This window comes from Aquimarina sp. RZ0, from assembly GCF_008370685.1.
Lineage (GTDB): Bacteria > Bacteroidota > Bacteroidia > Flavobacteriales > Flavobacteriaceae > Aquimarina.
Window position 1 is genome coordinate 36,227 of the sequence record NZ_VTZU01000056.1, and the last position, 10,390, is coordinate 46,616.

The 10,390-nt window shown below is 31.4% G+C and carries 5 protein-coding genes; all 5 read left to right on the forward strand.

Features of this window, described 5'->3' with window-relative positions; all coding sequences use genetic code 11:
- Nucleotides 1-44: 44 nt before the first annotated feature.
- The 5 genes from F0000_RS19430 to F0000_RS19450 all read left to right on the forward strand — a co-directional run bounded on the left by F0000_RS19430 (nucleotide 45) and on the right by F0000_RS19450 (nucleotide 10,166).
- Nucleotides 45-1,682 carry a cyclic peptide export ABC transporter gene (locus F0000_RS19430; RefSeq protein WP_149626390.1) on the forward strand — a complete coding sequence of 546 codons (1,638 nt, stop codon included), beginning with the start codon at nucleotides 45-47 and terminating at the stop codon, nucleotides 1,680-1,682.
- A gap of 73 nt (nucleotides 1,683-1,755) precedes the next feature.
- Nucleotides 1,756-3,144 carry a hypothetical protein gene (locus F0000_RS19435; protein WP_149626391.1) on the forward strand — a complete coding sequence of 463 codons (1,389 nt, stop codon included), beginning with the start codon at nucleotides 1,756-1,758 and terminating at the stop codon, nucleotides 3,142-3,144.
- 27 nt (nucleotides 3,145-3,171) lie between these two features.
- The gene (locus F0000_RS19440) at nucleotides 3,172-7,584 is read left to right on the forward strand and encodes a non-ribosomal peptide synthetase (protein WP_149626392.1); all 4,413 of its coding nucleotides are present in this window, start codon (nucleotides 3,172-3,174) and stop codon (nucleotides 7,582-7,584) included.
- A gap of 54 nt (nucleotides 7,585-7,638) precedes the next feature.
- Nucleotides 7,639-8,250 carry a 4'-phosphopantetheinyl transferase superfamily protein gene (locus tag F0000_RS19445; RefSeq protein WP_188112191.1) on the forward strand — a complete coding sequence of 204 codons (612 nt, stop codon included), beginning with the start codon at nucleotides 7,639-7,641 and terminating at the stop codon, nucleotides 8,248-8,250.
- On the forward strand, nucleotides 8,247-10,166 hold the full coding sequence (locus F0000_RS19450; RefSeq protein ID WP_149626394.1) for an alpha/beta fold hydrolase: 1,920 nt from the start codon (nucleotides 8,247-8,249) through the stop codon (nucleotides 10,164-10,166). Before F0000_RS19445 ends, F0000_RS19450 begins: the two co-directional genes overlap by 4 nt.
- Nucleotides 10,167-10,390 lie beyond the last annotated feature (224 nt).

The following is a 10,390-nucleotide window of genomic DNA, read 5'->3' on the forward strand; positions in this document are numbered from 1 at the left end:
TCACATACATTTTATATCGATAACCCCTTAAAACAGCAATAATAATGGGACTTTTGAAAATAATTTTTCTATCCACCAGTAAACCTCGATTTTATCTGATAACAGTCTTTGGGTGTGTAGTTGGACTAATTAATATTTATATCGTATCCTTAATTACTTCCTATATAGAAATGGATCATAAAGATTTGATAAATAATATCATATTGTTTTCGACAGTTATAGCAATATATTTAATAACTAATATTCTTTTTTCTAATGCCTTGGTAATTATGTCCCAAAAAGGGATTAAAACAATTAAAGAGAAAATTTTTGAGGTTTCTCTTCGGTCTAAATATGGGGATTTAAGCAAAAATAAAAAGAAGATATTTTCTATATATTCTGACGATATGGAAATTATTGTAGGAAGTTATACTGGGATCATATATGTGATTGTAGCAATAGCCAGTGTATTTTTTGCATTTGTATATTTAGCATGGTTATCTATACCTCTTTTTTTAATTACCCTAGGGATTATTTCCTTAGGCTTTTTATCATATTATTATGTTGTAGGAAAAGCAGTGCCCCATTTTAAAGGAGCCCGAACTGTTCACAATATCATTATCAATTATCTTTTTGAAATCCTAAATGGGTTTAAAGAACTAAAAATATATCCTCATAAAAAGGCAGATATCAAGTCCATAGTGGCTGAAAATATTACCCAATCCTATTATCATAATAAAAGGTCTCATTCCATATTTGCAATGACCAATGTAATAGGTAATATGGTGTTATTCTTGTATTTAGGGGCTATTTTACTCATTGTTCCTCTGTATATGGTGGATGAAAAACCGATCCTTCTGGATTTTAGTTTAATTATTCTCTATGTATTTACTCCTATCGGAAATATCATGTCATTGATTAATCCATTATCCAAAGCAAATATCATTGCTGATAAAATGATATCGGTGATTGGGGAGATGAAAGAAGCAGAAAATGAAGAAGATTTGGAGATGTATTCAGGAAAATCAAATTTTCATCAATTGTCATTACATGGATTAACGTATAATTATGGGAAAAATGATGAAGAAAATTTTGAGTTAGGGCCTATAGATATGGAGATCAATAAAAATGAAGTCGTCTTTATTTTTGGGGGTAATGGTAGTGGAAAAACAACCTTGATGCATTCAATCCTTAACCTGTATTCTTCTTCTTTTAGTAAGATTTCCTTTAACGATGCTCTGGTAACAACAAATGAATGGGGGGCAAGAGCACGTCAACTCTTTGCTCCAGTATTTAGCGATTTCCATCTCTTTCAAAAATTTTATGGGATTAACGATATTGATCAAGTTAAAGTCAAGAAATACCTTTCACTTTTTGAAATAGATCAAAAAGTAAATGTAAAGGATCACGGTTTTTCAACATTAGAACTTTCTACGGGTCAACGGAAGAGATTAGCATTGATAAATGCTTTATTAGAGGATAAACCTATTCTGTTTCTAGATGAGTGGGCGGCAGATCAAGATCCTAAATTCCGTAAAAAATTCTATACAGAAATTGTTCCTCTAATAGTCAAAGAAGAAAACAAAACTATTATTGCAATTACACATGATGATAGATATTTTAACACAGCAGACAGATTGCTTAAGATGGAATATGGAAAACTTATAGAAGTAGATAAACTCTTACTTACCGATGTGTTATAAGGTCTTCTTTAGGAAGTATATATGCATTTTATATTAAGGAAAACAAAATTAGAAAAACAAAAAACAAAAAATAATGAAATTACAATTATTACAAGAAACGAAAGAAACGATTTTATCTAATGGATATTCTCTTTTAATACAAGATGAAGAAATCGATTTTTCCAATACTATTGATACTAATCAAGATGAGGTCCCTTTTGTTTTCAAACATTATGAATATCCAGTTAGTTCTTGGCCAGTAATTGTTTCCTCAGAAATGACAAAAAGATTAACGAGATTAAGTACTCGAATACCAAAATTATTACACCAAATACCTTTAAAATATTTTGGAGAAGACCTTCAATTACTCAGTGACTTTTATTTTAATGGAGATGTTAACATAGGAAAGCGTGCATTAGCATGTCATCATACCAATGTTGAAGTAAGTTGTCGATTAGATCTTATACAAACAAGTGAAAGTCTTGAAGTATTAGAAATTAATGTTGGATCTAGTGTTGGAGGATGGCAAATTTCATTCTTTGATAACCTCATTCGAAATATACACCCTGTTCTTACCAATCCAAAAACGGCTGGTGATTTTAATTCTAAAAACACATTGTCTTTATATTTACAATTTTTAATAGAAACTATTAACCAATATCTTTCTTTAGAGGAAGAAATTAATGTATTTGTTTGTCTGGATAGTATAGAAAATGTTGAAGAAAAGAACTTGAGTTTAGCATTTTTAAATGAATTATTTACTATAGAATTGACTAAGAAAAATATGCGGGGAATGATATATTCCGATGATGTTAAAGCTTTGCAATTTGAGAATAAAGCTGTATTTATTAAAGGAAAGCAAGTCCATGCATTTCTAGTTGTAGATGCTCTTATCAATAAAATGCCGGATATGGTATATGAAGCATTCCTTAATAGAAAAATATATTTACCCGATCATATTGGTACTAATTTTATTGATGATAAAAGAAACTTCGCTTTATTAAGACAATTAGCAGAGAAGGGAGCTTTTAATGAAGAAGATACCCAATTGATAAAAGAATCCATTCCCTGGACCTCGATTATAGAAGATAAAGAGATAGATTATAATGGAAAATCATACGATACTAGGAAGTTACTCATCGAACAAAAGAATCATCTTGTCATTAAACCTGCAACAGGATTTCAAGGTACAGATGTTTATGTAGGTAAATTTTCAAATGATAAAGAGTGGTTGGAAGCAATAGACAAGGCATTTGGAGATACTCATTTTATTGTTCAGAAGTTTTGTAATTCTAAAAAACCTTTAGCTCCTAATTCCTTTAATGAATGGGTATCACATAAATTAATTTGGGGATCTTTTGGATTTGGAGAAAAGTATGGTGGTGTTTGGGTAAGGATGTCTGATACACAGTCGGATAAAGGAGTTATCAATTCGGCCAATGGTGCAACTGAAGCCATTGTATATGAATTGAAAAAAAGTTAAAAATCATTTTTAGTAAAGTTAGGTATTATGAGATTGACACTTCCCCAACAAGATGTGTATTATGAACAATTGTTATATTCTGAAGAACCCATATATAATATTGGGGCAAAAATCAGGATAGAAGGGCCATTACAAATTGAAGCCTTTGAATGTTCATATATGTCATTAATACAACAACATGATGTCTATAGAACTGTTTTTTTTAAAAGCCAGGGAGGCACCTTCAACCAGCAACTGAAAGAAGAAGTTGCTCCATTAAGGTTTCAGAATTTTTCTAAACAAAATAATTCCGAGACAAAGGCTTGCGAATTTATGCAACAGGAATTCATGAAACCTTTTCAATTATCAGAAGGGGAACCTTTATATCGTTTTGTATTAGTGAAAGTAGCAGAAAATAAGCATTATCTTTTTTCTGTATATCATCATATAATTACCGATGGATGGGGTACTTCTTTGATGTTTAAAAGGCTAGTAAAAAACTATAATGAGATTTTAGAATTTGGCAAAATAGTTTCTGATTACCCTTTTAGTTATGAGGATTTTGTAGAAGATGATATGATCTATCAACAATCTGAAGCTTTTGAAAAAGATAAAAAGTATTGGGTAGAAAAATTCAAATTATTACCAAAAGCCCTTTTTGAAAAAACAAAAATAAATAAGAGTCAGCATAAAAGTGAACGCGAGGTGTTATTTATAAAAAGGGAAGTGTATAATGATCTTAATCGATTAGCAAAAATAAATAAATCTTCTGCCTTTCATATCATATTGGCATTGTTATATCTATATTTTGGGAGGAAACACCAAAATCAAGATTTTGCAATTGGGCTACCTGTGCTTAACAGGAGTAAAGCCAGTTACAAGAAAACTGTAGGACTGTTTATGGGAGTTTTGCCATTACGTATAGAATGGAATCAAGAGATCAACTTTGATGAATTGATAACGATAATTAAAAAACAATTAAGACAAGATTATAGGTATCAACGATTTCCATTAGGTAAATTAATTCAGGAACTTCAGGTATTTAATGAAAAAGATCGATTAATGAATATTACTCTTTCTTATGAAAAACAGGACTATGCTGATCATTTTCAAAATACTAAAACTACGGTTATTCCAATGACACATCAATCTGAACGTGTAGCCTTGGCTATGTACATCAGAGAGTTCGATGAAAAGGAAGATGTAACCATAGATTTTGATTATAACCTTAACTATTTTGATAGTAAAAGTATATCTCAGGTAACCGCTCACTTTCAGGTATTGCTAAACAATATCCTTAATAAGCCCAATAAAAAGCTTTGTGAATTTGAGTATTTACCGCCAGAGGAAAAACAACAACTATTACAGATATGTAACGATACATCCACATCTTACCCACCCGAAATTACCCTATTAGATATATTTAATGAAAAAGTACGGCAATATCGCAAGAAAATGGCAGTACAGGATGAGAACATAGCATTATCTTATCGTCAACTGGAACAACTCTCCAACAATGTTGCAAAAAATTTGATAGAAGCTAATGATGCAAAGGTAATTGGAGTATTATTGGATAGGTCTGTTTATACCGTGGTCATTCTATTAGGGATTCTAAAATCTGGAAAATCATACATTCCTTTAGACCCAACATTCCCAAAAAATAGATTGCGATATATTATGGAGCATAGTCAATTAAACATGTTGATATGTGATTCTACAAATACTTTATCTTTTGAAGAATATAATGTGCTTTTTGTAGACGAGTTAATTAGAGATGTAGGAGAAAAAAATAAGCAGGGGCTTCCTAAAGCTACGGCAATAGATACGGCATATATCATTTATACTTCGGGCTCTACAGGAAACCCAAAAGGGGTTGAGATAACACATGGATCCTTGATTAACTTTTTATTAAGTATTCGGGAAGAGCCTGGTATTACGTCAACCGATCTTTTGTTTGCAGTAACTACATACTCTTTTGATATTTCGATTCTGGAATTTTTCGTGCCATTAATTACAGGTGCAAGTGTTTATATAGCATCCAATGCTATTCTTTCAGACTATACAAATATTGTGAAAGCGTTAGACAAAGTCTCGCCTTCTATCCTTCAAGGTACCCCAAGTTTCTTTCAGCTATTATTACATGGAGGATGGAAAGGTAACTTGAATACTAAAATCCTTTGTGGGGGGGATCTTCTAAGCGAGGATTTGGCTGCTCAACTTTTGATACATTGTTCAGAATTATGGAATATGTATGGGCCTACAGAAACTACAATCTGGTCTTCTGTAAAAAGAATAAAACACGCAACAGAATCCTCTAATATTGGTAGTCCTATTGCTAATACGCAGTTTTATATATTAGATAAACAGCTGCAATTGCTACCTATAGGTAATAATGGTGTTTTATATATTGGCGGCCATGGATTGGCCAAGGGTTACTTTAAAGACCCAAAACGAACTCATGAAAAATTTATCAAAAACCCTTATGGTGATGGATTACTATATAATACCAATGATTTGGCAAAGTGGAATGAAAATGGAGAGCTAATTTTTTTAGGAAGGAATGATAACCAGGTAAAAATAAGAGGATATCGAATAGAATTGGGAGATATAGAATCCAAACTCAATCAAATACCACAAATTAGAAAATCTGTGGTGGTAAGTAAAAAACAGAAAGGACAAGAAGCATTTTTGATCGCGTACATCCAAAAGGAGGATGCCAGTTATGATGTTCAGGATAGTGTAGAGTTTTTAAGAAAAGAACTTCCGCAGTACATGATTCCCTATGTACTGCTCCCAATAACAGATTTTCCACTAACCCCAAATAAAAAAATTGATAGGAAGAAACTAGTAAGTCAAGAATTACCTTCTATGGTTAGGTTGTATACATACCCAAAAACAGAGCTACAAAAAGAACTTATAGAATTATGGAAAGAGGTTTTACAGTATACTACAGATATAAGTCTTACGGATAATTTTTTTGCTCTGGGGGGGCATTCTTTAAACGCCGTAAAATTGTCCCATAGCATTAATGAAACATATGGATATAACATTGGACTAAAAACAATTTTTGAATATCCAACCATAGCTACTCTATCTGGTTTTTTGGAGAAAGAAGAAAGGGGTATTAGCTTTCAAATCTCTAAAGCTTCTCCAAAGGAATTATACTCCCTAACTCCTTCTCAACACGAAATTTGGTTGGCTTGCCAAGTACCAGAAAGATTAATTGCCTATAATATGGTGGCGGCTTATGAGGTAAATGGGTCGGTGGATATACATAAAATGAGACAATCCGTTATACATCTTATAAACAAAAATGAAATATTACGAACCAATTTCATAGAAAAACAAGGACAAGTATATCAAAAAATTAAATCTGCTGAAGAAATAGAGTTCGAGGTGTTTACTACCGATGCTCCTACACAGGAGGATGCAAAACGCATTATTTACGATTGGATCCATACCTCTTTTGATCTAAAAAATGATGTGCTGTTACGAATGATGCTTATTCAAATAAGTAAGAGAGAATCTGTACTTGTTTTTTGTACGCACCATATAATAATGGATGGTATTTCGTTAGAGTTTTTTTCCAAACAATTTTTAGAAAATTATCAGATTCCCAAGAATACCCATTCGCCCCATAGTCTTCAGTTTAAGGACTATTCCGAATGGTTGCATAAATTTGATCGGGAGGAAGCGAACCAGTTTTACAAGGATTATCTAGGTAATTACCAGATTAAAGAAAGCATTACTCCTGATGTACTATTTTCTAAAAAGGATTCTTGTACAGGCAATCATTACTTAATAGAATTTAAAGAGGAACAAACGCAATTGCTTAAGCGGCTTGGTAAACAATATGAAACTACCCCTTATAGTATTATTGCCACACTGGCAAGTTTAGTCATTTATAGTATCGAGGGGCACGAAGATATAGTAATTGGAACAGTCCATTCTGGACGAAGCTCAGAGAATATTGCTTCTATGATAGGGATGTTTGTAAAAACACTTCCACTTAGGATACAATGTAGTTCCCAATTTTCTTTTTTACAGCTTTTGCAACAAATACAGGAACAGCTTGTATTATTGAATAAGTACCAATATGCATCCCCCTCTGTAATAAAAAAAAATCTTTTTGATGTTTTGATTACCTATCAGAATCCCGATTTTTCCTATCGAGAAAATGTTGATTTAGAAGACTTTACGCTTACATATTTACCTATAGATACTAAGTACAGTAGAGTTCCATTGTTGTTTAATTTTTTTGAAGTTCATAATTCTCTACATCTTACTTTAACCTATGACACGAATACGTATGAGGTATCTACTGCGCAATTTATTGTAGAGCTGTTTGAAAAGATTTTGGAGAGTATAGAGGAAGATCCTTTAGTGCTGGTATCCGTTTTGAAAGAGAAAGTATTGAAAACCTCTTCATCTGAAGAAATGGACTTCGATTTTAACTTTTAAGCTGAGGTGTTAATTCTTTATGCTGAAATACTGGAAATAAAGCATCAGGCCTTGTTGAAGAATAATTTATCCTTATTTCCCATGGATTATCAAAAACAGTTGCATAAGTATAGAAGATGGCAAGATGCACAATTGACGCTAATGGGAAGGTTGTTAGTAAAAGAAGGAGCGACTTACTTTAATGAAAGAGTAGATTTGAAAGAATTGTATTTTACCGAATACAATAAACCTTATTTTGAAAATAACAGCATTATTTTCAATATCTCTCATTCAGGAGAGTTTGTAGTAGTTGCTATCACAAATGACAACTGTAATATTGGTATTGACATCGAAAAATATAAATCTATAAACATTCAGGACTTCAAAGGACATATGACACCTTATGAACAACATAAGGTTTTGAATTCGGAAAAAGATCAAATAGAGTTTTTTAGATATTGGACACAAAAAGAAGCAGTTATAAAAGCACATGGTAACGGCTTGACTATACCATTAAAATCATTTGAAATTAGAAACAACAAGACTAACCTTGATTCTTCGACTTTTTTTATATCTGAAATCATGCTAAAAGAAGAATATGCGTGTCATGTAGCTTCCAAAAAGGAAATTTATAAAGAAAATATAACAGTAAAAAAAATTGATATAAACAAATTTACTACAACATGAAAAAGACTTTTATTTTCGTATTAGTATTATGTAGTGCACATATCTTTGGGCAAAGTTTTTATACAGAGTACAAAGAAGTACCTTCTTTTTATTCCCAAAATGAGCAAATTAATGAACATAATATAATTTGGGGTATGTTTACGGTTCCCGAAAATTGGGAACGCCCAAATGATAATAAAATAAAGCTTGCAGTAGGGAAACTTAAAAACACTTCCAATAAAGAAAATGCCGAAGCTGTAGTTGTCATAGAAGGTGGTCCTGGAGCGAGTGCCATTGAAGGAATATGGTGGTGGTTAAATCACCCTCTTAGAGAAACACACGATATTGTATTACTTGATGTTCGAGGAACTGGTTTTTCTGAACCCAGACTTTGCCCAGAACTTGGCAAGGAGTTATTAGAAATTCTTGCAAAGGATCAAAAGCCATTGGTAGATGAAAAGGAGAAAGCAATGGCTGCGTTAAAATGTAAAAAAAGTATTCTTGGTAGAGGAATAGATGTTAAAAATTATCATAGCAATGTATTAATACAAGATCTTCATGCTTTAAAAGAATATTTTAATTACTCAAAATGGAATGTTTATAGTGTATCTTATGGTACCTACATAGCACAGGTTTATGCAGAAAGGTATCCTGAAGATATAATAAGCCTGATATTGGATTCACCTATATCTGATATTACTAAATATTATACATTGAATACAACAAATTATATAAGTAGTTTGGAAAACGTATTTAAAACTTGCCGTGAAGATCCAAATTGCTCAAAAGAATACCCTAATCTTGAAAAAAAATATTATGAAACCATAAAAAAACTGAAAACTAATCCAATCAAAGTAAAAGTAAACAAAGAAATAGTTGCTAGTGGAGAGTTTACTTATAATGCAGAAGACTTTAAAATTGCTATACATCAAGCATTGTATCAAAAAAGGCTCGTAGAAGTATTACCGTTATTGATCAACCAGTTTTATGAAAGAAATGAAGCTACGTTAAGTGCTTTGGTTGCTGCATTTTCAGGGGCTTTAAGTTCGGATTATGGAGCATATTTTTCAGTAACTTGCAATGAAACGATTCCTAAAAATTCTATTCATCTTTACAATGAGGATGTAATAAACCAAAAATCACTATCAGAAGGGTTATCTTTTTATAAATCAGACTTTAGGGTGTGTGATCAATGGAATCAAGGAAAACAATCAACATTGATAGGAATGAATATGTTATCAAAAGAGATAAAAATTCCTACATTAATTTTTACTGGGGGATTTGATCCTATAACACCTATAACAAATGGAAAGGAATTATTAGGAAGAATAGAAAAGGCACAATTAATCGAGGCGGCTTCGTATGGACATGCTTCGAGTTTTTCAAAAATAGGATTTGAAATTTCCAGTGATTTCATCAATAATCCTTATGAAATAGTAGAGAATAAATTTGATACGGTTGGGCTAGATTTTGTCAAGGATATTTACATTAATGGAGGCGTTTCCAACATGGGAGAAAGTCTTAATGATTTTGATATACTATTTTTTATTCCTTTAGTTACCGCTATTTTAATATGCTTTATTTCAGTTTTTGTATTTTCTATTTCTTTTATAAGAAAACTGAAGACAAATATTCAATCTAAAATTGTTAACACCACTTTAATTATAAGTTCTGGATTAGGAATTTCTACTTTAGTTGGACTCATTTATGCATTGCAAAATACATCACTAAATAATTTTTATGTATTGGCATTTGGGTTGTCTGAAAAGTTTAGTTTTTTATTTTTATTTATAAAGTGTTTTTTAATCTTATTGGTTTTAATCTCTATCTACTTTTTTTTCAATCTAAAGCAAATACGCAATGCTAACATTCTTTTTTCCGTATTATTCTCTAATATATTGATAGGTGTATATTTCATTTATTGGGGGTTCTTGTAAAATAATTCAAGATCTTTTCTTTTACAAGATTAAAGAGTATAACATATTCAGAATATCACTTTCAAATAGTCTATTAAATAATGATCTATAAAACCTTCTAGTGTCAAGTCAAGTTTAAATAGGCGTAATTTAGTATCTTTGAAAAAAACTAAAATGGGTATTAGATATAAAGTTAGCTTAACCAAAGAAGAACGCACAGATTTATTGAATATCATCCACAAAGG